The organism is Enterobacter sp. BIDMC93 (assembly GCF_001037805.1).
Taxonomy (GTDB): domain Bacteria; phylum Pseudomonadota; class Gammaproteobacteria; order Enterobacterales; family Enterobacteriaceae; genus Enterobacter; species Enterobacter hormaechei_C.
In genome coordinates, this window is record NZ_KQ089962.1 from 555,964 (window position 1) to 581,024 (window position 25,061).

Sequence of the window (25,061 nt, forward strand, 5' to 3'; positions counted from 1 at the left end):
CTTACGCTTTAGACGGTAATTCTTCGATGGTGTGATTGTGGTTGGTATAGATGCAGATATCACCTGCAATATCCAACGCTTTCACCGCGATATCGCGCGCGTTCATGTCGGTATTTTCCAACAGCGCACGGGCTGCGGCCTGGGCGTACGGGCCGCCAGAGCCGATGGCAATCAGGTCGTTTTCAGGCTGAACCACGTCGCCGTTACCGGTGATGATCAGCGAGGCGTTTTCGTCAGCCACGGCCAGCAGCGCTTCGAGCTTGCGCAGCATGCGGTCGGTACGCCAGTCTTTTGCCAGCTCAACGGCGGCTTTCACCAGATGACCCTGATGCATTTCCAGTTTGCGTTCAAACAGTTCAAACAGCGTGAAGGCATCAGCCGTGCCGCCTGCGAAACCGGCGATCACTTTGTCGTTATAAAGACGACGTACTTTCTTCACGTTGCCTTTCATGACGGTATTACCCAGCGTGGCCTGGCCATCACCGGCAATTACCACCTGGCCGTTACGGCGTACACTTACTATTGTTGTCACGAGCAGACCCCCTGGTTACAGATTCGGGAAACAGAAGCCCTGAGCCTGTGCTCAGGGCTGAATTAAATGATAGATGGGGGGGATTTTGGGGGTTTCAACCCCCGGAGGCGAGTCGAATGCAGTTTGTGTGGCCAGCCACTTTCAAACGGGAAATGGTGCCGTCTGCGTTTTCTTTGCCTTTGACCGGTCCAATCACTACGCGATTCCAGCCGTTGTTGGTGGTAATGCGTGAGTCAAATCCTTCAAATGCCAACTGAGCACGCACCGTTTCTGCCTGTTCGGCGCCTTTAAACGAACCGCACTGAACCATCCAGCGGCGTTCATCTTTTTTCTCAGCCGTCTGCTTCGGTGCCTCGGTCTCTTTGGTGACCGGCGCAGCCTGCTGCGTTTTTGGCTGTTGCGCAGTGGTATGCGCAGGCGTCTGCAACAGATCCTGATACGGCTGTGCCGTTTGCTTCTGCGGCTGCGCCTTCGGTTGCTGCTGGACAGGCTGAGTTTGTACGGTACGCGTCTGCTGCTGCGGTTGTGTACGCGGCTGCTGTACCGGCTGCGTCTGCGTCCACTGCTGCTGTTGCGTTTGCTGCTGAGCCTGACGCTGGCGCTGCAACGTTTGCTGACGCTGCGCCGGGGTTTGTTCGTTCCACGGTACTTCGTTCAGCTGCGTAGGCTGCTGGCGCATGTCCGCCTGCATCTGAGCGAGCAATTGACGCTGTTCGTCCGTCAGTTGATCGGCATTCTTTACTTCACCCCCGGCAGAAGGCTCGGTAGGCGCACGTACGCCAGGCTGGCGGCTTTCCAGCTCTTTAATGTAGCGCCAGCGCTCTTCAGGCTTCGGCGGCAGGCCGTTGCCGACGACCTTGTTACCCTGAAGGGCTTCAGACTCTTCTTTTTTATGATGCGTAATGAAGTAGAGGCCGCCAATAAAGGCCACCAGCACAGCCGCAGCAATGGCGACCATAGCTGGGGAGACAGCAGACAGGCTGCGTTGCTTGCTTTTTGAACTACTCTTTTTGCGTCGCGAAGGTGCCGGCTGGCCGCGACGTACATAATCTCGTTGTGCCACTATCGTTTCGCTGTATTTATTCGTTCGTCAGCCCGCCATGTTACTTAAGCGACGGGGCTTTGACCAGATAAGGGTGTCGAAAGGTATTTACTTTAAGTTAATGCCTGGGTAGAGCCGCGCACAATCAGCTCACAATCCAGTAGTCGTGACCCACTGCTAACTGATTGACCGTGCAGCTGATCCAGCAAAAGCAGCATCGCTTCCCGGCCGATGTCATACCGCGGCTGTGCAACGGTCGAAAGCGGCGGATCGCAAAACTCCGAAAGTGAAATATTATCAAAACCGATTATCGACAGGTCCTGCGGCACGCGCAGGCCGTGACGTTTGGCGTAGGATAACGCCCCCAGCGCCATCACGTCGCTGTGGCAGAAGACCGCGGTGGGCGGTTCTGGCAAGGCCAGCAATTTTTCCAGCGCCTGCCCGCCCGCTTCAAAGGTGAAATCACCGCGCGCAATGTAGTGCGGATCGACGATAGCCCCGGTACGGCGCAGCGCCTGAACGTAGCCCTGCAAGCGGTAATGACACAGCGGCATCTCTTCTGGTCCGGCGATACAGCCGATACGCTTATGCCCCAGTTCCTGAAGATAGTTCACGGCGTTGAATGCGGCGGTGAGGTTATCGATATGAACGGTTGGCAGCTCCAGCTCCGGCGCGAATTCGTTCGCCATGACCATCGGCGGTAAATTGCGCTGTTCTTCAATGCTGGCATCAAACGGCAGGCGTGAGCCAAGCAGCAGCATGCCATCAATCTGCTTGGTGATGATCAGGTCGATGAACGTTTTTTCCTGCTGGTTCTGGTGAGCACAATCGCCAATCAGCACCAGATAGCCCTGGGCGGCGGCCGTGACCTCGATGCCGCGGATGATTTCGCTGAAGAAGGGATCGCAGATATCCGGCACGATCACCAGGATGGTGCGGGATTCGTTGCGTTTAACGTTGCGCCCCATGGCTTGCGGGAAATAACCGACCTCAAGCGCCGCCTTTTCAACCCGGTTTCGGGTCGCCTGGGAGACTTTGTCAGGGTTCATCAATGCGCGGGACACGGTTGCTGTTGAGACTTGTGCTTTCTCGGCAACGTCTTTCATGGTCGCCGAGGCAACCTCTTTCCTGGACTTCAACGTCTTCTCCTCGCCTGAACACCGAACTGCGGACAGCACCATTTTTACAGATAGTTAATGGAATCGGTTACAGAATTTTCATAAAAAGTGTGAGGCGCATTAAATTTTTCGATCCGTCTTCAGCCTTCAATCGGATCGACGTCAAGAACCCACTTCACTTTTCGCGCTTCCGGTAGGGTATTGATCAGCGCCAGCGTGCCGCTGACGATCTGCTGTAAACGGATACGCGAGGGGTGCTGAAGTAAGAGTTGCCAGCGGAAACGGCCCCCGCGTTTCGGGGCGAGCGCGGGTACCGGGCCTAAAATCCACAGCTGATTATCCACCAGCGGGCTGGCTTGCAGGAGGTTTCTCAGCTGTTGCAGGAACAGCGGCGCCTGCTGGTTATTATGATCTTCCGCACGGATGATAACGTGGCTGGTCCATGGGGGAAGCTGCATCGTCTGACGTTCGGCCAGCGCCTGGTCCGCGAAGGCGTCATAGCCTTTGTGCAGCAGAGTTTGCAGCAGCGGATGTTCAGGGTGGTGCGTTTGCAGCACCACCTCGCCCTGCTTACCCGCTCGACCAGCGCGACCGGCAACCTGGGTATAAAGCTGGGCGAAACGCTCGGCGGAGCGAAAATCCGCGGAGAACAGCGCGCCGTCGACGTCCAGCAGGGCGACCAGCGTCACGTCCGGGAAGTGGTGCCCTTTCGCCAGCATCTGAGTACCAATCAGGATGCGCGCGCCGCCGCGATGCACTTCCGCCAGTTGCTGCTCCAGCGCCCCTTTACGGCTGGTGGTATCCCTGTCGATACGGGAGATGGGTACGTCCGGGAAGAAGGGCGCGAGCGCCTGTTCAAGCTGTTCCGTTCCCAGACCGACCGGCACGATGTGCGTTGAGCCGCAGGACGGGCATTGACGGGGGACCGGACGCTGGCTGTCGCAGTGGTGGCAGCGTAAATGGCGCTGAGCCTGGTGGAAGGTGTAGTAGTGATCGCAGCGCGGGCACTCCGCGATCCAGCCGCAGTCGTGGCACAGCAGCGCAGGCGCGAAGCCGCGGCGGTTCAGGAACAGGATCACCTGGTTGCCCGCCTGCAAATGCTGGCGCATGCGGCTAATCAGCGCAGGCGCTAACCCGGCCTGCACCTGCTGGCCTTTCAAATCCAGCACATGCTGAATGGCCGGGCGGGCATTCCCCGCACGGCGCGTCAGGCGCAGCATGTGGTATTTACGCTGGCGAACGTTGTGCAGCGTTTCAAGCGCGGGGGTGGCGGACCCGAGAATAATGGGGATTTGCTCGCTGTGGGCGCGGTACACGGCTAAATCGCGGGCGTGATAGCGCCAGCCTTCCTGCTGTTTATAGGAGCTGTCATGCTCTTCATCGATTACGATAACGCCGAGATTTTTAAAGGGCGTAAACAGCGATGAACGGGTGCCGATCACAATTGCTGCTTCGCCGTTTTTCGCTTTCAGCCAGGCGCTGAGGCGCTCGCTGTCGTTCAGGCCGGAGTGCAGGACCTCAACGGGCGCATTAAAGCGTTCACGAAAACGCGCGATGGTTTGCGGCGTCAGGCCGATTTCCGGCACCATCACCAGCGCCTGTTTGCCCTGCGCGAGCACGTTTTCCAGCACGCTCAGATACACTTCGGTTTTACCGGAGCCGGTGACGCCCGCCAGCAGCCAGGCGGAAAAATGGTCGGCGGCGCTGTGAATCGCGCCCACGGCGGTGGCCTGCTCGGTATTCAGACGCAGGCGATCGCCCGAGACGGAAAAGCCGTCGCGCCAGTCGTGAAGGGCAGGTGCTTCACTGGCCAGCTCGCTCAACCCTTTCTTCCTTAATGCCTGCAACGCGGTTTCGCTTACCTCAAGCTCGTCGACCTGATGGCGCCAGATTTTTCCCTGGCGCAGCGCGGCCAGCGCCTGCTGCTGTTTCTGCGAGCGCTTCAGGCTGTTAATGTCCACAGCCTGGCCCTGCTCGGTGGCAAACCAGTACCACATTGGCGCGTGGCTGGCGCTCTTGCCCTGGCGCAGCATAATGGGCAGGGCATGGAACAGCACGTCGCCAATCGGATGATGATAATAATCTGCCGCCCACAGCAGCAGTCGCCAGGTGCTGGTGGAGTAAACCGGCTCGCTGTCCAGCACCTCAACAACCGATTTCAGCTCGTTAAGCGGCAGTTCGCTGTGTTCGCTGACGGACACCACGATCCCCACGCGCTGCTGTTTGCCAAACGGCACGGTCACGCGACAGCCCGCTTTGGCGCTCATGCTGTCGGGCAGCAGGTAGTCAAAGGTGCGGGGAAGCGGAACGGGCAGGGCAACGTGAGCGACGGGCATCGAATCTTCCTGACTTGAAAAGTGGCGCGTTAGTATACACATTAGTGAAAGCGGCGTGCGGATCAGTTTGCATACGTTGGTCAAATTCTGTATGATTCGCCGCCTTTGGTGTATTTTACGCCAAAGAACTTACATTCAACATCGCGTGGTGTCTGGCGTTAGGGCTGGAAGAGCGACGCGGCCTTAACTGAGGTTCTCCCATGAAAAAAGATATTCACCCGAAATACGAAATGATTACTGCAAACTGCTCTTGCGGTAACTCTATCCAGATCCGCTCTACCGTGGGTCACGATCTGAACCTGGACGTGTGCGGCAAATGCCACCCGTTCTACACTGGTAAGCAGCGTGATGTTGCAACCGGTGGCCGTGTTGACCGCTTCAACAAGCGTTTCAGCATCCCGGGCGCTAAATAAGTTTCCCGAAAAAAAGGCACCGCAAGGTGCCTTTTTTGTATCCGCTTATCAGTATTCCCACGTATCCGGGTCGATACCCAGTTCACGCATGATCACCTTCGCCTCTTCTGGAATTTCGTCACTGCGCTCTTTGCGCAGATCGTCATCGTTCGGCAACGGTTGGCCGGTAAACGCATGCAGGAACGCTTCGCACAGCAGTTCGCTGTTGGTGGCGTGACGCAGGTTGTTCACCTGACGACGCGTACGTTCATCGGTGAGGATCTTCAACACCTTCAGAGGAATGGACACCGTGATTTTCTTGACTTGCTCACTCTTCTTACCGTGCTCAGCGTATGGGCTGATATATTCGCCGCTCCATTCAGCCATGAGATACCTTTAATCCTCTCAGTCATTAATCTAAAGGTGCAAAACCGGTAACCATCAGTTTTGAACCGTAATCTTGCGTAGTTTACCGTAGAGACGATACCGAGGCACGGATATTGCCGCTGTAGCGTGTCCTAAAGCATATAATTTTAACGGCTATTTGCACATTGCTCAATCTATACGCAAAGAAGTTTAGATGTCCAGATGTATTGACGTCCATACTTTCAATGTTTACTCTGGTGCCTGACTTTTCACCTCATTCGCCAGGAAGCCTCACCATGACGCGTAAACAGGCCACCATCGCAGTGCGTAGCGGATTGAATGATGACGAGCAGTACGGCTGCGTTGTCCCGCCAATTCATCTCTCCAGCACCTATAATTTCACCGGATTTAATGAACCCCGCGCGCATGACTACTCGCGTCGCGGCAATCCTACGCGTGACGTCACCCAGCGCGCGCTGGCGGAACTGGAAGGCGGCGCGGGTGCGGTATTAACCAATACCGGCATGTCTGCCATTCACCTGGTGACTACGGTGTTCCTGAAACCTGGCGATCTGCTGGTGGCGCCGCACGACTGTTATGGCGGCAGCTATCGTCTGTTTGATAGCCTGGCGAAACGTGGCTGCTACCGTGTGCTGTTTGTCGATCAAAACGACGAACAGGCGCTGAAACAGGCGCTTGCCGAGCAGCCGAAGCTGGTGCTGGTGGAAAGTCCAAGCAATCCATTGTTGCGCGTAGTCGATATTGCGAAAATTTGTCAGCTCGCAAGGGATGCGGGAGCGATAAGTGTAGTGGATAATACGTTCCTCAGTCCGGCCCTTCAGAACCCACTGGCACTGGGTGCCGATCTGGTGTTGCATTCATGCACTAAATATCTGAACGGCCATTCTGACGTAGTAGCAGGTGTGGTGATTGCCAAAGATCCTGAGGTAGTCACCGAACTGGCATGGTGGGCCAATAACATTGGCGTCACCGCGGGCGCGTTCGACAGCTATTTGCTGTTGCGCGGCATCCGTACGCTGTCGCCGCGTATGGACGTGGCGCAGCGTAATGCCCAGGCGATCGTGGATTTCCTGAAAACCCAGCCGCTGGTGAAGAAGCTTTATCACCCGTCGCTGCCGGAAAATCAGGGGCACGAGATTGCCGCGCGCCAACAGAAAGGATTTGGCGCGATGTTAAGTTTTGAACTGGACGGTGACGAGCAAACGCTGCGTCGCTTCCTGAGCGGGTTGTCATTGTTTACGCTGGCGGAATCCTTAGGGGGAGTAGAAAGCTTGATCTCCCACGCCGCAACCATGACGCACGCAGGTATGGCACCCGAAGCACGTGCCGCCGCCGGGATTTCCGAGACGCTGCTGCGTATCTCGACCGGTATTGAAGATTCTGAAGATTTAATTGCCGATCTGGAAAATGGCTTCCGGGTCGCAGCCAAGGGGTAATCATGAGTGTGATAGCGCAGGCAGGGACGAAGGGTCGTCAGCTGCACAAGTTTGGTGGTAGTAGTCTTGCTGATGTGAAATGTTACCTGCGTGTCGCAGGGATCATGACCGAGTATTCACAGCCGGGGGACATGATGGTTGTCTCTGCGGCGGGCAGCACCACCAACCAGTTGATTAGCTGGCTGAAACTGAGCCAGACCGATCGCCTCTCTGCGCATCAGGTGCAACAGTCCTTACGTCGTTACCAGAGTGAACTGATTGCCGGTTTGCTGCCTGCGGACGTGGCGGACGGGCTGATTAGCGCTTTTACGCACGACCTTGAGCGTCTGGCCGCTCTGCTGGACAGCGGCATTACCGATGCAGTGTATGCGGAAGTGGTTGGCCACGGTGAAGTGTGGTCTGCGCGCCTGATGGCCGCCGTGCTGCAACATCTTGGTGTGGAAGCCGCCTGGCTCGACGCGCGTGATTTCCTGCGTGCCGAACGTGCCGCACAGCCGCAGGTGGACGAAGGGTTGTCTTACCCGCTGCTGCAACAGCTACTGGTGCAACATCCTGGTAAACGTATTGTCGTCACCGGTTTTATCAGCCGCAGCAATGCCGGCGAAACCGTTCTGCTGGGCCGTAACGGCTCTGACTACTCGGCAACGCAGATTGGCGCCCTGGCGGGCGTGTCCCGCGTCACCATCTGGAGCGACGTGGCCGGTGTCTACAGCGCGGACCCGCGCAAAGTAAAAGATGCCTGCCTGCTGCCGCTGCTGCGTCTCGACGAAGCGAGCGAACTGGCGCGTCTGGCGGCCCCGGTGCTGCACGCGCGCACGCTACAGCCGGTTTCCGGCAGCGACATCGACCTGCAACTACGCTGTAGCTACACGCCGGATCAGGGTTCCACCCGCATTGAACGCGTGCTGGCATCCGGTACGGGCGCGCGCATTGTCACCAGCCATGATGACATCTGCCTGATTGAGTTCCAGGTGCCTGCGGGCCAGGATTTCAAACTGGCACACAAAGATATCGACACCATCCTGAAACGTGCCCAGGTGCGTCCGCTGGCCGTTGGCGTACATAACGATCGTCAGCTGTTGCAGTTCTGCTATACCGCTGAAGTGGTGGACAGCGCCCTGAAAATTCTGGATGAAGCGGGCCTGCCGGGCGAGCTTCGCCTGCGTCAGGGGCTGGCGCTGGTGGCGATGGTGGGCGCGGGCGTCACCCGTAACCCGCTCCACTGCCACCGCTTCTGGCAGCAACTGAAAGGTCAGCCGGTGGAGTTCACCTGGCAGTCGGAAGAGGGCATCAGTCTGGTTGCCGTGCTGCGTAAAGGGCCAACCGAAAGCCTGATTCAGGGTCTGCACACCTCCCTGTTCCGCGCGGAAAAACGCATCGGCCTGGTACTGTTCGGGAAAGGGAACATCGGTTCCCGCTGGCTGGAGCTGTTCGCCCGCGAGCAGGTGACGCTTTCGGCGCGTACCGGGTTTGAATTTATTCTGGCAGGGGTGGTGGACAGCCGCCGCAGCCTGCTGAACTACGAAGGGCTGGACGCCAGCCGGGCGCTGGCCTTCTTTAACGATGAAGCGGTTGAGCAGGATGAAGAGTCGCTGTTCCTGTGGATGCGCGCGCACCCGTACGACGATCTGGTGGTGCTGGACGTGACTGCCAGCGAACAGCTGGCCGATCAGTATCTGGATTTCGCCAGCCACGGTTTCCACGTCATCAGCGCCAACAAACTGGCGGGCGCGAGCAGCACTGATAAATACCGTCAGATCCATGACGCATTCGAAAAAACGGGCCGTCACTGGCTGTATAACGCCACCGTTGGCGCGGGCCTGCCGGTGAACCATACCGTGCGCGACCTGATTGAAAGCGGCGACAGTATTCTGGCGCTGAGCGGGATCTTCTCCGGCACGCTCTCCTGGCTGTTTTTGCAGTTTGACGGCACCGTTCCGTTCACCGACCTGGTGGATCAGGCGTGGCAGCAGGGCTTAACCGAGCCGGATCCGCGCGTTGACCTTGCCGGTAAAGATGTGATGCGTAAGCTGGTGATCCTGGCGCGTGAAGCCGGCTACGACATTGAGCCGGGTCAGGTACGCGTTGAGTCTCTGGTGCCTGCGGGCTGCGAGGAGGGGTCCGTCGATCACTTCTTCGAGAACGGTGACGAGCTGAACGAGCAGATGGTGCAACGTCTGGAAGCGGCTAACGAGATGGGCCTGGTGCTGCGTTACGTGGCGCGTTTCGAGGCGAACGGTAAAGCGCGCGTGGGCGTGGAGGCGGTGCGTCCTGAACATCCGCTGGCGGCGCTCCTGCCGTGCGATAACGTCTTCGCCATCGAAAGCCGCTGGTATCGCGATAACCCGCTGGTGATCCGTGGCCCGGGCGCGGGACGCGATGTCACCGCCGGAGCCATTCAGTCTGATATTAATCGTCTGGCTAAGCTGCTGTAACCCCTCACCCTAACCCTCTCCCCAATGGGGAGAGGGCGTGCTTCTCACCCCCATCATGAACGCCCTTCATCTTCCCTGAACAAACCTCACCGTTAATGTTGATTATTTCTGTTGACGTCATCCCGCTTTTCCGTCATTTTTACATCTGGACGTCTAAACGTATAGAAGTTCACAACACAACAAACAACGACACGCGAAAGATAGAGGTAAGGTATGAGCTTTTTTCACGCCAACCAGCGGGAAGCCCTGAATCAGAGCCTGGCCGAAGTAAACGGCCAGATTAACGTCTCTTTTGAATTTTTCCCGCCGCGCACCAGTGAAATGGAGCAAACCCTGTGGAGCTCTATCGATCGTCTGAGCAGCCTCAAGCCGAAGTTCGTCTCCGTGACCTACGGCGCCAACTCCGGTGAGCGTGACCGCACGCACAGCATCATTAAGGGCATTAAAGATCGAACCGGTCTGGAAGCGGCACCGCACCTGACCTGTATCGACGCCACCCGTGATGAATTGCGCGCCATTGCCCAGGACTACTGGAATAACGGCATTCGCCACATTGTGGCCCTGCGCGGCGACCTCCCGCCAGGCAGCGGCAAGCCGGAGATGTATGCCACCGATCTGGTCGGGCTGCTGAAAGACGTTGCCGACTTTGATATCTCCGTGGCCGCCTACCCTGAAGTTCACCCGGAAGCCAAAAGCGCCCAGGCGGATCTGCTCAACCTGAAGCGTAAAGTGGAGGCCGGTGCTAACCGCGCGATTACTCAGTTCTTCTTTGACGTGGAAAGCTACCTGCGCTTTCGCGACCGCTGCGTCTCGGCGGGTATTGATGTCGAAATCATTCCTGGCATTCTGCCGGTCTCGAACTTCAAACAGGCGAAGAAATTCGCAGATATGACCAACGTGCGCATTCCGCTGTGGATGTCCAAAATGTACGAAGGGCTGGACGACGATCCGGAAACCCGTAAGCTGGTGGGGGCCAATATCGCGATGGACATGGTGAAGATTTTAAGTCGCGAAGGGGTGAAAGATTTCCATTTCTATACCCTGAACCGCGCGGAAATGAGCTACGCCATTTGCCATACGCTCGGTGTTCGCCCGGCGCTGTAAAGTAAAAACCCTCATAAAATGAGGGTTTTTTAATCGAACGGAGAGTTAAAAGGTATTAGCTATCGAATCTGTGGATTAATTCAACTATCTCTTATCGCTAGTGGTGTATATCGTAACGGTAACACTGTAAAGGGAGCATAGCGATGAGCATGTCAGACGAGACCAATAACGCGGCATCCGCCGGCAAATGTCCGTTCCACCAGGGCGGCGTCGATCATAGCGCGGGTGCAGGTACCGGCAGCAAAGAATGGTGGCCTAAACAACTTCGCATCGATCTACTTAATCAACACTCCAGCCGTTCTAACCCTCTGGGTGAAGACTTCGACTACCGCAAAGAATTCAGCAAGCTCGACTATTCCGCCCTTAAGGGCGATCTCAAAGCACTGTTAACCGACTCACAACCGTGGTGGCCTGCCGACTGGGGCAGCTATGCGGGCCTGTTTATCCGTATGGCCTGGCACGGTGCGGGTACCTATCGCTCCGTTGACGGTCGCGGCGGCGCCGGACGCGGTCAGCAACGCTTTGCACCGCTGAACTCCTGGCCGGATAACGTCAGCCTGGATAAGGCTCGCCGCCTGCTGTGGCCAATTAAGCAAAAATACGGACAAAAAATCTCCTGGGCTGACCTGTTTATCCTCGCGGGTAACGTGGCGCTGGAGAACTCCGGCTTCCGCACCTTTGGTTTCGGTGCCGGGCGTGAAGACGTCTGGGAACCGGATCTGGACGTGAACTGGGGTGATGAAAAAGCCTGGCTGACCCACCGTGACCCGGAAGCGCTGGCGAAGCGCCCGCTTGCGGCCACTGAAATGGGCCTGATTTACGTTAACCCGGAAGGGCCAAACGCCAGCGGTGAACCGCTGTCTGCGGCGGCGGCGATCCGCGCTACCTTTGGCAACATGGGCATGAACGACGAAGAGACCGTCGCGCTGATTGCGGGCGGCCATACGCTCGGTAAAACGCACGGCGCAGGTGAAGCCACGCACGTGGGCACTGACCCGGAAGCGTCGCCGATTGAAGCGCAGGGCCTGGGCTGGGCCAGCACGCACGGCACCGGTATTGGCGCTGACGCCATCACCTCCGGGCTGGAAGTTATCTGGTCTCAAACCCCGACCCAGTGGAGCAACTACTTCTTCGAGAACCTGTTCAAATACGAATGGGTGCAGACGCGTAGCCCGGCGGGCGCCATTCAGTTTGAAGCCGTGGATGCGCCGGAAATTATGCCTGACCCGTTCGACCCGTCGAAAAAACGCAAGCCAACCATGCTGGTCACCGACCTGACGCTGCGTTTTGATCCGGAATTCGAGAAAATTTCCCGTCGCTTCCTGAACGATCCGCAGGCCTTCAACGAAGCCTTTGCGCGCGCGTGGTTCAAGCTGACCCACCGCGATATGGGGCCAAAAGCGCGGTACATCGGCCCGGAAGTCCCGAAAGAAGATCTGATTTGGCAGGATCCGCTGCCTCAACCGGTGTTCCATCCGACGCAGGAAGATATTGAAAGCCTGAAAGCAGAAATCGTGGCCTCTGGTCTCTCCGTGAGCGAGCTGGTTTCCGTGGCCTGGGCGTCGGCATCGACCTTCCGCGGCGGCGACAAGCGTGGCGGCGCTAACGGCGCGCGTCTGGCGCTGGCGCCTCAGCGCGACTGGGATGTGAACGCCGCGGCGGTGCGGGCGTTACCGGCTCTGGAAGCTATCCAGCGCACCACTAATAAAGCCTCACTGGCTGATATCATCGTGCTGGCAGGTGTTGTGGGCGTTGAGCAGGCGGCGAAAGCCGCGGGCGTTTACGTCAACGTACCGTTCACCCCGGGCCGCGTGGATGCGCGTCAGGACCAGACGGACATCGAGATGTTTAACCTGCTCGAACCGGTTGCTGACGGTTTCCGCAACTACCGTGCGCAGGTGGATGTATCCACCACGGAGTCGCTGCTGATCGACAAAGCCCAGCAGCTGACCCTGACTGCGCCGGAACTGACGGTGTTGATCGGCGGTTTGCGCGTACTGGGTGCAAACTTCGATGGCAGCAAGAATGGCGTGTTTACCAACCGCGAGGGCGTGCTGAGCAACGACTTCTTCGTTAATCTGCTGGATATGAACACCCAGTGGAAAGCGACCGACGACTCAAACGAGCTGTTTGCCGGTAGCGATCGCGCCAGCGGGGAAGTGAAATACACCGCGACCCGCGCCGATCTGGTCTTCGGTTCAAACGCCGTCCTGCGTGCGCTGGCCGAAGTTTACGCCAGCAGTGATGCACACGAGAAGTTCGTTCGTGATTTTGTTGCCGCATGGGCGCGAGTGATGGATTTGGACCGGTTTGATGTGAAGTAACCATTGTGCCGGGTGGCGGCTACGCCTTACCCGGCCTACAAATTAAAGTGCCATGTAGGCCGGGTAAGCGCAGCGCCACCCGGCTTTTTTCGTTACTCCCACTCCTGCAAGAATCGCTGTCCGTACTGGTCCGCCACCAGCAGCGCCGCATAGACCTGATCCGGCGTTACGCCGCCGATACCCAGCACCGCCAGACAGTCAGCGCTGTCGGCCAGCTTTTTCAGGCGATCGATTTCATTTTGCGAACATTCGCCACCAAATGGTGCAATTTCGGCATGGAGTCCGGCTTTTTTAAAACTCTGGCGCAGGGTTTCTTCAGCAAAACCCAGCACAAATTTATCGCCCACCACCAGCCAGCGATTTGCCAGCGGCTTCAGGTAGTCGCCGAGGCGAGTGAGAACATCTGCGCCCTGGATGTATTTTCCCGGGGATTGAATGACACGGTCCATAACATTACTCCCTTAGTGTTTGAGGTAAATTCTGTCCTGTTCGAACTGCACTAAGAGTGACTCTACTCCCGGCGTGCCGGTCATTTGTTGCGCTACGTCTAAGGGAAACGTGATTGCCTTACCGGTGGCAAAGATTGAGGAGGAGATCAGGGAAGGGGGAAGATCGAGAAGTGCCCGGCAAGCGTAGCGCTGCCGGGTACTGAGCATTAACCGGTGTTGCGCATACCTGCCGCAACGCCTGCTATCGTTACCATCAGCGCCTGTTCAACGCGCGGATCCGGCTCTTTACCTTCCTCCTCCGCCAGACGCGAACGGTGCAGCAGTTCAGCCTGTAAAACGTTCAGCGGGTCGGTGTAGATGTTACGCAGCTGGATAGACTCGGCGATCCACGGCAGGTCTTCCATCAGGTGGGAGTCATTAGCGATATCCAGCACCACTTTAATATCGCCTTCAAGCAGCTCGCGCAGCTCTTTACCCAGCGCCCACAGCTCTGGTTTCACCAGACGCTGATCGTAGTATTCCGCCAGCCACAGGTCGGCTTTCGAGAAGACCATCTCCAGCATGCCCAGACGGGTAGAGAAGAATGGCCAGTCGCGGCACATGGTTTCCAGTTCGCTCTGCTTTCCGTCTTCCACCACTTTTTGCAGCGCCGCACCGGCACCCAGCCAGGCCGGCAGCATCAGACGGTTTTGCGTCCAGGCGAAGATCCACGGAATGGCGCGCAGGGATTCAACGCCGCCGGTCGGGCGACGCTTGGCCGGGCGCGAACCCAGAGGCAGTTTACCCAGCTCCTGCTCAGGCGTTGCTGAGCGGAAGTAAGGCACAAAGTCTTTGTTTTCACGCACGTAGCCGCGATAGAGGTCGCAGGAGATGTCAGACAGCTCGTCCATGATCCGGCACCAGGACTCTTTTGGCTCCGGCGGCGGCAGCAGGTTGGCTTCCAGGATCGCACTGGTATAGAGCGACAGGCTGCTGATGGTCACTTCCGGCAGGCCGTACTTGAAGCGGATCATCTCGCCCTGCTCGGTCACGCGCAGGCCGCCTTTCAGGCTTCCTGGTGGTTGAGAGAGCAGCGCTGCGTGTGCAGGCGCACCGCCACGACCAATGGAGCCGCCGCGTCCGTGGAACAGGGTCAGTTCAATACCGGCTTTTTCGCAGGTTTTGATTAGCGCATCCTGCGCCTGATACTGCGCCCAGGAGGCTGCCATCACGCCCGCATCTTTCGCGGAGTCGGAATAGCCAATCATCACCATCTGTTTGCCCTGAATAAAGCCGCGATACCAGTCGATGTTCAGCAACTGGGTCATCACGTCGTTAGCGTTGTTCAGGTCGTCGAGGGTCTCAAACAGCGGGGCCACTGGCAGAGCATAGTCAATGCCCGCTTCTTTCAGCAGAAGGTGAACGCCCAGCACGTCGGACGGGGTCTTCGCCATGGAGATCACATAGGCGGCCACCGATCCTTTCGGCGCATCCACGATCGCTTTACAGGTGTTGAGTACTTCGCGGGTGTCGTTGCTTGGCTCCCAGTTGCGCGGCAGCAGCGGGCGCTTGGAGTTCAGCTCGCGGATCAGGAACGCCTGTTTGTCGGCTTCTGACCAGCTTTCATAGTCGCCGATGCCGAGGTAGCGGGTCAGCTCGCCCAGTGCTTCGGTATGACGGGTACTTTCCTGACGAACGTCGATACGCACCAGCGGCACGCCGAAACACTTCACGCGGCGCAGGGTGTCGAGCAGTTCGCCGTTGGCAATGATGCCCATCCCACAGGCCTGGAGCGATTTATAGCAGGCGTACAGCGGCTCCCAGAGCTGTTCGTTCTGGCTCAGCAGACCTTCCGGCTTCGGCAGGCGCTGGCCTTTAAGGCGCGCTTCCAGCCAGGCCTGAGTGGCCATCAGCTGACCGCGCAGTTTTTTCATCAGGAAACGGTACGGTTCGCTGGCGCCTTCTTCACCGGCCAGCGCGCGCAGTTCCGGCGTGGCTTCCACCATCGACAGCTCGGAGATCAGCACCTGAATATCTTTCAGGAACAGGTCGGTCGCTTTCCAGCGGCTCAGCAGCAGGACATGGCGGGTGATTTCCGCCGTCACGTTCGGGTTGCCGTCGCGGTCGCCGCCCATCCAGGAGGTAAAGCGCACCGGAACAAAATCAACCGGCAGGCGGTAGCCCAGGTTCTCTTCCAGCTGTTCGTTCAGCTCGCGCAGGTAGTTGGGGACCCCTTCCCACAGGCTGTTTTCCACCACCGCAAAGCCCCATTTGGCTTCGTCGACCGGGCTTGGGCGATGCTTACGAATTTCATCCGTGTGCCAGGACTGGGCAATCAGCTGGCGCAGACGGCGCATAAGCTGGTTACGTTCGTAGTCGGCAATGTCTTTGTTATCCAGTTGCTTCAGACAGTTGTTCACTTCCACCATTTTGTGGATCAGCGTACGACGGGTGATTTCGGTTGGGTGTGCGGTCAGCACCAGCTCCAGCGAAAGGGATTCCACCGCTTTTTTGATGGTCGCTTCGTTGAGGTCGGGCTGGTCTTTGAGTTTACGAAGGGTGCGGGCAATGACTTCCGGGTTGCTGGCCGCTTCGCCTTTTGGCGAAATGCTGTGGTATTGCTCAGCGGTGTTTGCCAGGTTCAGAAACTGGCTGAAGGCGCGGGCAACGGGCAGCAGCTCATCGTTAGAGAGGTTCTGCAAGGTGGTGAGCAGCTCCTGACGATTGGCCTCGTTACCGGCGCGGGAAGATTTGGACAGCTTGCGGATGGTTTCAACGCGGTCGAGGATGTTCTCCCCCAGTGCGTCTTTGATGGTATCTCCAAGCACTTTGCCGAGCATACTGACATTACTACGCAACGCGGAATATTGTTCGTTCATAAAAACCCAGTCACCCCATCATTTTTGTTTATGCCCATGCGAAAATCTTCTGGACATTATTTTGTCATCTCCCTTTATAAAGCCACGTAAAACCCCCGTCGTCAATTGCTGCGAAAACGGTTCAGCAAACGAATAAATGTGGGCAATTTACGAAATTTAATTCGTATTGCGTCAGATAAGAGATGCTTATGGGAATGTGACGAAGATCATGCGATTTGTTGCCCTCACCCTAACCCTCTCCCACAGGGAGAGGGGACTGTTCGGTGCGTTTTTAATGCCAGCAGAAGTGATGCACAACCTGGGTAATGAGTTCGCGAGTGGGCTTGATGAAGCGGGTTTCGAGATATTCGTCCGGCTGGTGGGCCTGGTTGATGGAGCCAGGGCCCAGAACCAGCGTCGGGCACAGCGTCTGAATAAACGGCGCTTCGGTGCAGTAGTTCACCACGTCGGTTTTCTCGCCGAGCAGTTTTTCCACCACCTGAACCAGTTGATGGTCAGGCGGACATTCGTAGCCTGGAATCGGCGGATGCAGTTCGGAGACCGTCAGACGGCCCGGCCAGCGCTCGCTGACCGGTGCCAGCGCTTCGTTCAGTAAGCCATCCAGATCGCTCAGCGTCATGCCCGGCAGAGGACGGATATCCATATGCAGTTCGCAGCAGGCGCAGATACGGTTGGACGCATCACCGCCGTGCAGGCTGCCGAGGTTTAGCGTCGGATACGGCACGGTGAACGCCTCGTAGTGATAGCGCTCTTTCAGATCGTCGCGCAGGGTCATGATGCGGCCAATCGCGTCATGCATCAGCTCGATGGCGTTCACGCCGCGCGCCGGATCGCTGGAGTGGCCGGACTGTCCGAGCACGCGCACCGCGGTAGAAATATGGCCTTTGTGCGCCCGAATCGGTTGCAGAGAGGTCGGTTCGCCGATGATCGCGCAGTCAGGACGAATCGATGTGTTTTCAGAGAAATAACGTGCGCCCGCCATGCTGGTCTCTTCATCGGCGGTCGCCAGAATGTAGAGCGGCTTTTTCAGGGTTGTCACGTCCACGTCACGCAGCGCGTCGAGGATAAAGGCGAAAAAGCCTTTCATGTCGGCGGTGCCCAAACCGTAGAGTTTGTTGTCATGTTCGGTCAGCGTGAACGGATCGCGCGTCCAGCGGCCATCATCAAACGGCACGGTGTCAGTGTGGCCAGCCAGCAGCAGGCCGCCCGCGCCATGTCCGGTACTGGCGAGCAGGTTAAATTTGTGGCGTGTTCCGGGGACGGGCTGAACCTCAACGTTAAACCCAAGATCGCTAAACCAACCCGCCAGCAGATTGATTAAAGACTCATTGCTCTGATCCAGGGCTTCTTCCGTCGCGCTGATGGAGGGTGTGGCAATCAGGGCGCGGTAAATCTCGATAAATGGCGGTAAGTTCATTTTCATTGTTGACACACCTTAGGTCGTGATAGTATCAATATTCATGCAATAAATGTGAATAAAAATACATTATCGTTGAGCATAAAGGAACCCGATGTTGAATACGCTGATTGTAGGCGCTAGCGGTTATGCGGGCGCAGAGCTTGTAAGCTACGTAAATCGCCACCCTCATATGACCATAACCGCTTTGACCGTGTCAGCGCAAAGCAATGATGCCGGAAAGTTAATTTCCGATTTGCATCCACAACTTAAGGGCGTGGTTGATTTGCCTTTGCAGCCCATGTCTGACATCAGCGAGTTCACCGACGGCGTTGACGTTGTGTTTTTAGCCACGGCGCATGAAGTTAGCCACGACCTGGCACCGCAATTTTTAGCCGCCGGCTGCGTGGTCTTTGATCTCTCCGGCGCGTTTCGCGTTAACGACAGCGCGTTCTACGAAAAATATTACGGTTTCACCCATCAGCACCCGGATCTGCTCGAAAAAGCGGTGTACGGCCTGGCGGAGTGGAGCGCTGACAAACTGAAAGAAGCGGATCTGATTGCCGTGCCGGGCTGCTACCCGACGGCGGCGCAGCTTTCCCTGAAGCCGCTGATCGACGCCGGTCTGCTGGATCTGAATCAGTGGCCGGTGATCAACGCCACCAGTGGCGTGAGCGGCGCCGGGCGCAAAGCGGCGATCTCCAACAGCTTCTGCGAAGTGAGCCTTCAGCCGTATGGCGTGTTTAATCACCGTCATCACCCTGAAATCACCACCCATCTGGGCGCGGACGTGATTTTCACCCCGCACCTCGGCAGCTTCCCGCGTGGGATCCTCGAAACAATTACCTGCCGCCTGAAGCCGGGTGTGGCCAAAGAACAGGTGAGCGAGGTCTTCACGCAGGCGTATGCGGATAAACCGCTGGTGCGCCTGTATGACAAAGGCGTGCCGGCGTTGAAAAACGTGGTTGGCCTGCCGTTCTGCGACATCGGCTTTGCCGTGCAGGGCGAGCATCTGATTGTGGTCGCCGCAGAAGATAACTTACTCAAAGGCGCTGCCGCACAGGCAATGCAGTGTGCAAATATTCGTTTCGGCTTCCCTGAAACGCAGGCTCTTATTTAAGGTGTGATGATGAATCCATTAATTATCAAACTCGGTGGTGTACTGCTGGACAGCGAAGAAGCGCTGGAGCGCCTGTTTACCGCACTGGTGAACTATCGCGAATCACACCAACGTCCGCTGGTGATTGTGCACGGCGGCGGTTGCGTGGTGGATGAGCTGATGAAAGGGCTCAACCTGCCGGTGAAAAAGAAAAATGGCCTGCGCGTGACGCCAGCGGATCAGATTGACATCATTACCGGCGCGCTGGCGGGAACGGCGAACAAAACGCTGCTAGCGTGGGCGAAGAAACACCATATCGCCTCCGTTGGCCTCTGTCTGGGCGATGGAGATAGCGTAAAAGTGACCCAGCTCGACGAAGAGCTTGGCCATGTTGGACTGGCGCAGCCAGGTTCGCCTGAGCTGATTAACACCCTGCTGGAAGGCGGTTTCCTGCCGGTGGTGAGCTCAATCGGCGTGACCGAAGAGGGCGAACTGATGAACGTCAATGCGGACCAGGCGGCGACGGCGCTGGCGGCAACGCTGGGCGCAGACCTGATCCTGCTCTCCGACGTGAGCGGCATTCTGGACGGCAAAGGCCAGCGCATTGCGGAAATGACCGCCGCAAAAGCCGAGCAGCTGATCGATCAGGGCATTATCACCGACGGCATGATCGTTAAAGTTAACGCCGCGCTGGATGCGGCCCGCACGCTGGGCCGCCCGGTGGATATCGCCTCCTGGCGTCACGCAGAGCAGCTTCCGGCGCTGTTTAACGGCACGCCGATTGGCACGCGTATTCTGGCTTAAGATTCTGTGCCGGATGGCGCTTCGCTTATCCGGCCTACGTGAATTTTGTAGGCCCGGTAAGCGCAGCGCCACCGGGCAAAAATATCATCATTAAGGAAATTCGTTATGGCACTTTGGGGTGGGCGTTTTACACAGGCAGCGGATCAGCGGTTCAAACAGTTCAACGACTCTTTGCGCTTCGACTACCGCCTGGCCGAACAGGATATTGTCGGCTCTGTGGCCTGGTCCAAAGCGCTGGTGACCGTTGGCGTGCTGACCGCAGACGAACAGCAGCAGCTGGAAGAGGCGCTGAACAACCTGCTGGAAGAGGTGCGTCTGGATCCGGAGCAAATCCTCCAGAGCGATGCCGAAGATATTCACAGCTGGGTGGAAGGCAAACTGATCGACAAAGTCGGCCAGTTGGGTAAAAAGCTCCATACCGGGCGTAGCCGTAATGACCAGGTGGCGACCGACCTGAAGCTGTGGTGCAAAGAGACCGTCGGCGAACTGCTGGCGGCGAATCGTCAGTTGCAGAGCGCGCTGGTGGACACCGCGCAGAGCAATCAGGATGCGGTGATGCCGGGTTATACCCACCTGCAACGCGCGCAGCCGGTGACGTTCGCGCACTGGTGTCTGGCCTACGTTGAGATGCTGGCGCGTGATGAGAGCCGTTTACAGGATACCTTAAAGCGTCTGGACGTCAGCCCGCTGGGCAGCGGCGCGCTGGCCGGTACGGCGTATGAAATCGACCGTGAGCAGCTGGCAGGCTGGCTGGGCTTTGCCTCCGCCACCCGCAACAGCCTGGACAGCGTCTCTGACCGTGACCACGTGCTGGAGCTGCTCTCGAATGCCTCTATCGGGATGGTGCACCTGTCGCGCTTTGCCGAAGACCTGATCTTCTTTAACTCTGGCGAAGCGGGGTTTGTAGAGCTGTCCGACCGCGTGACGTCCGGCTCCTCCCTGATGCCGCAGAAGAAAAACCCGGATGCGCTGGAGCTGATCCGCGGTAAGTGTGGCCGTGTGCAGGGCGCGCTGACCGGTATGATGATGACCCTGAAAGGGCTGCCGCTGGCATACAACAAAGACATGCAGGAAGACAAAGAGGGGCTGTTCGACGCGCTCGACACCTGGCTGGACTGTCTGCATATGGGCGCGCTGGTGCTGGACGGCATTCAGGTGAAACGTCCGCGCTGCCAGGAAGCGGCGCAGCAGGGGTATGCTAACTCTACCGAGCTGGCGGACTACCTGGTGGCGAAAGGCGTACCGTTCCGCGAGGCGCACCATATTGTGGGTGAAGCAGTGGTGGAAGCGATTCGTCAGGGTAAAGCCCTTGAAGAGCTGGCGCTTGCCGACCTGCAAAAATTCAGCGCGGTTATCGGGGATGATGTCTACCCGATTCTGGCCCTGCAATCCTGCCTGGATAAGCGTGCAGCGAAAGGTGGCGTGTCGCCGAAGCAGGTAGCGCAGGCGATTGCGGATGCGAAAAACCGGTTGGTTTGAATAGTGCGGGCTGGTGCCCTCACCCCGGCCCTCTCCCACAGGGAGAGGGAGAAAAACGGAGCCTGGCTTAGTGCTGGGCTTTTTTTTACGCAAAAAAAAGCGGACCACGGGGTCCGCAAAAGTTCACGTTGGCTTTAGTTTTTCGAGTTTTGAGAGAAACTCGCTGACGGTGCGGGGACGTCAAGGGTCAAACACGTGCCGCCTCGTCTATGTGATGTATTATTCAACAGAATGCTTGATAGGGATAATCGTTCGTTGCTATGCTATCTATCGCCATGAACTATCGTGGCGACGGAGGATGAATAATGAATATTCGTGATCTTGAATACCTGGTAGCGTTAGCTGAGCATCGCCATTTTCGCCGCGCGGCAGACTCCTGCCACGTCAGCCAGCCAACGCTGAGCGGTCAGATCCGCAAGCTGGAAGATGAGCTGGGCGTGATGCTGCTGGAGCGCACCAGTCGTAAGGTACTGTTCACGCAGGCAGGTCTTCTGCTGGTGGATCAGGCGCGCACCGTACTGCGCGAGGTCAAAGTGCTCAAGGAAATGGCAAGCCAGCAGGGGGAAGCGATGTCCGGCCCGCTGCATATTGGCCTGATCCCAACCGTTGGCCCGTACCTGTTGCCGCAAATCATTCCGATGCTGCACCAGACGTTCCCGAAACTCGAAATGTACCTGCATGAAGCGCAAACCCATCAGCTGCTGGCGCAGCTGGACAGCGGCAAGCTCGACTGCGCGATCCTGGCGCTGGTCAAAGAGAGTGAAGCGTTTATTGAAGTACCGCTGTTCGATGAGCCGATGATGCTGGCGATCTATGAAGATCACCCGTGGGCGAACCGCGATCGCGTGCCGATGGCCGATCTGGCCGGGGAAAAGCTGCTGATGCTGGAAGATGGCCACTGTCTGCGCGATCAGGCGATGGGCTTCTGCTTCGAAGCGGGTGCCGATGAAGATACCCATTTCCGCGCAACCAGCCTGGAAACGCTGCGTAATATGGTGGCGGCGGGAAGCGGTATTACGCTGCTGCCGGCGCTGGCGGTGCCGCACGAGCGTAAACGTGATGGCGTGGTCTATCTGCCCTGTATTAAGCCGGAACCGCGTCGCACCATTGGTCTGGTTTATCGTCCGGGGTCACCGCTGCGCAGCCGCTATGAGCAGCTGGCAGAGGCCATCCGGGGTGCGATGGATGGCCATTTCGACAGCGCGTTAAAACAGGCGGTTTAAGCCGTTCAGCGCAGCTACCCGATAAGCTTCCGCCATGGTCGGGTAGTTAAAGGTGGTGTTAACGAAGTACTCAATGGTGTTGCCACCACCTTTTTGCTCCATGATCGCCTGGCCGATATGAATGATTTCCGCCGCGCGTTCACCGAAGCAGTGAATACCGAGGATCTCTTTCGTCTCGCGATGGAACAGGATCTTAAGCGTACCTACGCTCATTCCCACGATTTGCGCCCGCGCCAGATGTTTAAACTGGGCACGACCCACCTCGTAAGGCACCTTCATGGCCGTCAGCTGCTGCTCGGTTTTGCCGACAGAGCTGATTTCCGGAATGGTGTAGATGCCCGTCGGGATATCTTCAATCAGATGCGCCGTCGCTTCACCTTTCACCAGCGCCTGTGCGGCGATGCGGCCCTGATCGTACGCGGCGGAGGCCAGGCTTGGGTAACCAATCACGTCGCCCACCGCGTAAACGTGCGGCAGCGCAGTCTGGTACATGCTGTTGACCTTGAGCTGACCGCGGCTGTCGGTTTCAAGCCCGATATTCTCCAGCTGCAATGAATCGGTGTTGCCGGTACGGCCGTTGGCGTACAGCAGGCAGTCCGCTTTCAGCTTCTTACCAGATTTCAGGTGCATGATCACACCGTCGTCGCAGCCTTCGATTTTCTCGTACTCTTCGTTGTGGCGAATCACCACGCCGCTGTTCCAGAAGTGGTAGGAGAGGGAATCTGACATCTCCTGATCGAGGAACGCCAGCAGGCGGTCGCGGGTGTTGATCAAATCAACTTTGACCTCCATTCCCCGGAAAATCGACGCATATTCGCAGCCAATCACGCCCGCGCCGTAGATGATCACATGGCGTGGCTCGTGGTGCAGGCTGAGGATGGAGTCGCTGTCGTAAATGCGCGGGTGCGAGAAATCCACGTCTGCCGGATGGTAAGGACGGGAGCCGCAGGCGATCACAAATTTTTCAGCGGTGAGCGTCTCAACCGAACCGTCGTGGCACTCCAGCGCCAGGGTGTGTTCATCCACAAAATGCGCGTTCCCTTGCAGAATTTCACAGTGGTTGCGCTCATAGAAACCCTGACGCATGCGCGTCTGCTGGTTAATGACCGTGTCTGCGTGATTCAGGATATCGGCAAAGGAGGAGCGAAGAAGTCGGGAGTGGTCGCTGTAAAGAGGGTTCTGGTTAAATTCGATAATGCGGCTAACGGCGTGGCGGAGGGCTTTCGAAGGGATGGTGCCCCAGTGGGTGCAACCGCCGCCGACGTTATGGTAGCGCTCAATAACCGCTACTCTGGCTCCCTGTTTTACCAGACCCATAGCAGCACCTTCGCCGCCGGGGCCGGAACCAATAACTATTGCGTCGTAATCGTAGGAATGTGGCATGGCAAGGCTTACCTGTTCTTATACATAAAAGCAACAGAATCATAACATCATTGCCAGGGTAACCCAATTATCGTTGTGCTTTTTTCGGGCAGTGGAGCACAAACCGCCCGTAAACAATCATTCACAAAGCCAGGTAAACAGATTAATTTTATTCTCTGGTATAGTGCCAACGGGCCTTTGGAAGGATTCAACTATCGTGATGGGCGTAAGAGCACAACAAAAAGAGAAAACCCGGCGTTCGCTGGTGGAAGCCGCATTCAGTCAACTGAGTGCTGAGCGGAGTTTTGCCAGTTTGAGCCTGCGTGAAGTGGCGCGCGAGGCCGGGATTGCGCCAACGTCCTTCTATCGTCATTTCCGTGATGTGGATGAACTGGGCCTGACCATGGTCGACGAGAGCGGTTTGATGCTGCGCCAGCTTATGCGTCAGGCGCGTCAGCGTATCGCCAAAGGCGGCAGCGTGATCCGCACCTCCGTGTCGACATTTATGGAATTTATCGGCAATAACCCTAACGCGTTTCGCCTGCTGTTGCGTGAGCGTTCCGGAACTTCAGCCGCGTTTCGTGCCGCCGTCGCGCGTGAAATTCAGCATTTCATCGCGGAACTTGCCGACTATCTTGAACTCGAAAACCATATGCCGCGTGCGTTTACTGAAGCACAGGCCGAGGCGATGGTGACGATTGTTTTCAGCGCGGGTGCCGAAGCGCTGGATGTCAGCATTGAACAACGTAAGCAACTCGAAGAGCGACTGGTATTGCAGCTGCGGATGATTTCTAAAGGTGCGTACTACTGGTATCGCCGTGAACAAGAGAAGTTGGCACATCAAAACGATGAGTGAAGGTGAGTAATGAAACAGTCAGGTCAGGATAAAGGAACGCTGTTGCTGGCATTGATCGCTGGCTTATCCATCAATGGTACGTTTGCGGCGGTTTTTAGCTCAATTGTACCGTTCTCGATTTTCCCGATTATCGCGCTGGTGCTGACGGTGTACTGCCTGCATCAACGTTATCTGAACCGCACCATGCCGGTTGGGTTACCGGGACTGGCCGCAGCCTGTTTTATTCTGGGTGTACTGTTGTACAGCACCGTCGTGCGCGCGGAGTATCCGGATATTGGCTCTAACTTCCTGCCTGCGGTACTGTCTGTGGCGCTGGTGTTCTGGATTGGCTCGCGCATGCGTAGCCGCAAGAGCCAGTTACCGGAGTAATGAATTATTTGTAGGGCAGGTAAGCGAAGCGCCATCTGCCAAAAAATGCCGGATGGCGCT

Annotated in this window: 19 protein-coding genes and 1 pseudogene; 11 read left to right on the forward strand and 9 right to left on the reverse strand. The window is 57.3% G+C overall.

Features of this window, described 5'->3' with window-relative positions:
- Window position 1 precedes the first annotated feature (1 nt).
- The 4 genes from hslV to priA form a co-directional block, all read right to left on the reverse strand.
- Window positions 2–532, reverse strand: coding sequence for an ATP-dependent protease subunit HslV (gene hslV, locus SK58_RS02605; protein ID WP_003862036.1), 531 nt, complete (start codon window positions 530–532; stop codon window positions 2–4).
- 94 nt (window positions 533–626) lie between these two features.
- Window positions 627–1,595 (reverse strand): cell division protein FtsN, encoded by a 969-nt coding sequence (gene ftsN / locus SK58_RS02610; protein WP_017383099.1) that lies wholly within the window; start codon window positions 1,593–1,595, stop codon window positions 627–629.
- A 92-nt stretch (window positions 1,596–1,687) separates the two neighbouring features.
- Window positions 1,688–2,713 (reverse strand): DNA-binding transcriptional regulator CytR, encoded by a 1,026-nt coding sequence (gene cytR, locus SK58_RS02615; RefSeq protein WP_017383100.1) that lies wholly within the window; start codon window positions 2,711–2,713, stop codon window positions 1,688–1,690.
- A 119-nt stretch (window positions 2,714–2,832) separates the two neighbouring features.
- A complete protein-coding gene (gene priA, locus SK58_RS02620) occupies window positions 2,833–5,028 on the reverse strand; it encodes a primosomal protein N' (protein WP_032104298.1) in 2,196 nt (731 codons plus the stop codon).
- Between the two features lie 200 nt (window positions 5,029–5,228).
- On the opposite strand from priA, the gene rpmE reads away from it, so the two are divergent.
- Window positions 5,229–5,441: a 50S ribosomal protein L31 gene (gene rpmE / locus SK58_RS02625; RefSeq protein ID WP_003862040.1), complete on the forward strand. Its 213-nt coding sequence runs from the start codon at window positions 5,229–5,231 to the stop codon at window positions 5,439–5,441.
- Window positions 5,442–5,489: 48 nt separating this feature from the next.
- On the opposite strand, the gene metJ is transcribed toward rpmE, so the two are convergent.
- Window positions 5,490–5,807, reverse strand: coding sequence for a met regulon transcriptional regulator MetJ (metJ, locus tag SK58_RS02630; protein WP_006179183.1), 318 nt, complete (start codon window positions 5,805–5,807; stop codon window positions 5,490–5,492).
- A 275-nt stretch (window positions 5,808–6,082) separates the two neighbouring features.
- Here metJ and metB point away from each other — a divergent pair, with 275 nt between their 5' ends.
- From metB to katG, 4 genes are all read left to right on the forward strand, one after another.
- A complete protein-coding gene (metB, locus tag SK58_RS02635; RefSeq protein WP_015569951.1) occupies window positions 6,083–7,243 on the forward strand; it encodes a cystathionine gamma-synthase in 1,161 nt (386 codons plus the stop codon).
- Between the two features lie 2 nt (window positions 7,244–7,245).
- Window positions 7,246–9,678, forward strand: coding sequence for a bifunctional aspartate kinase/homoserine dehydrogenase II (locus SK58_RS02640; protein ID WP_017383103.1), 2,433 nt, complete (start codon window positions 7,246–7,248; stop codon window positions 9,676–9,678).
- 213 nt (window positions 9,679–9,891) lie between these two features.
- Window positions 9,892–10,782, forward strand: a complete 891-nt coding sequence (gene metF, locus SK58_RS02645) for a methylenetetrahydrofolate reductase (protein WP_032104303.1) — start codon at window positions 9,892–9,894, stop codon at window positions 10,780–10,782.
- A gap of 143 nt (window positions 10,783–10,925) precedes the next feature.
- Entirely contained in the window at window positions 10,926–13,106 is a 2,181-nt protein-coding gene (gene katG, locus SK58_RS02650) for a catalase/peroxidase HPI (RefSeq protein WP_047726164.1), read from the forward strand.
- Between the two features lie 170 nt (window positions 13,107–13,276).
- Here katG and SK58_RS02655 read toward each other — a convergent pair.
- The 3 genes and pseudogenes from SK58_RS02655 to argE all read right to left on the reverse strand — a co-directional run.
- Window positions 13,277–13,555 (reverse strand): annotated as a pseudogene (locus tag SK58_RS02655) (iron-containing alcohol dehydrogenase); the annotation flags it as partial.
- A gap of 206 nt (window positions 13,556–13,761) precedes the next feature.
- Window positions 13,762–16,413, reverse strand: a complete 2,652-nt coding sequence (gene ppc / locus SK58_RS02665) for a phosphoenolpyruvate carboxylase (RefSeq protein WP_017383108.1) — start codon at window positions 16,411–16,413, stop codon at window positions 13,762–13,764.
- Between the two features lie 271 nt (window positions 16,414–16,684).
- A complete protein-coding gene (argE, locus tag SK58_RS02670; protein ID WP_015569956.1) occupies window positions 16,685–17,836 on the reverse strand; it encodes an acetylornithine deacetylase in 1,152 nt (383 codons plus the stop codon).
- 88 nt (window positions 17,837–17,924) lie between these two features.
- On the opposite strand from argE, the gene argC reads away from it, so the two are divergent.
- The 4 genes from argC to oxyR all read left to right on the forward strand — a co-directional run bounded on the left by argC (window position 17,925) and on the right by oxyR (window position 22,414).
- A complete protein-coding gene (gene argC / locus SK58_RS02675) occupies window positions 17,925–18,929 on the forward strand; it encodes an N-acetyl-gamma-glutamyl-phosphate reductase (protein ID WP_032104307.1) in 1,005 nt (334 codons plus the stop codon).
- 6 nt (window positions 18,930–18,935) lie between these two features.
- A complete protein-coding gene (gene argB / locus SK58_RS02680) occupies window positions 18,936–19,712 on the forward strand; it encodes an acetylglutamate kinase (RefSeq protein WP_015569958.1) in 777 nt (258 codons plus the stop codon).
- Between the two features lie 105 nt (window positions 19,713–19,817).
- Window positions 19,818–21,191 (forward strand): argininosuccinate lyase, encoded by a 1,374-nt coding sequence (gene argH, locus SK58_RS02685; RefSeq protein ID WP_032104309.1) that lies wholly within the window; start codon window positions 19,818–19,820, stop codon window positions 21,189–21,191.
- Window positions 21,192–21,496: 305 nt separating this feature from the next.
- On the forward strand, window positions 21,497–22,414 hold the full coding sequence (oxyR, locus tag SK58_RS02690; protein ID WP_003862055.1) for a DNA-binding transcriptional regulator OxyR: 918 nt from the start codon (window positions 21,497–21,499) through the stop codon (window positions 22,412–22,414).
- On the opposite strand, the gene sthA is transcribed toward oxyR, so the two are convergent.
- Entirely contained in the window at window positions 22,397–23,797 is a 1,401-nt protein-coding gene (gene sthA, locus SK58_RS02695; protein WP_003862057.1) for a Si-specific NAD(P)(+) transhydrogenase, read from the reverse strand. The genes oxyR and sthA overlap by 18 nt on opposite strands.
- 196 nt (window positions 23,798–23,993) lie before the next feature.
- Between sthA and fabR the strand changes: the two genes are divergently transcribed.
- Window positions 23,994–24,632, forward strand: a complete 639-nt coding sequence (gene fabR / locus SK58_RS02700; protein WP_003862059.1) for an HTH-type transcriptional repressor FabR — start codon at window positions 23,994–23,996, stop codon at window positions 24,630–24,632.
- A 9-nt stretch (window positions 24,633–24,641) separates the two neighbouring features.
- Window positions 24,642–25,001: a YijD family membrane protein gene (locus SK58_RS02705; protein WP_017383113.1), complete on the forward strand. Its 360-nt coding sequence runs from the start codon at window positions 24,642–24,644 to the stop codon at window positions 24,999–25,001.
- Window positions 25,002–25,061: the final 60 nt, after the last annotated feature.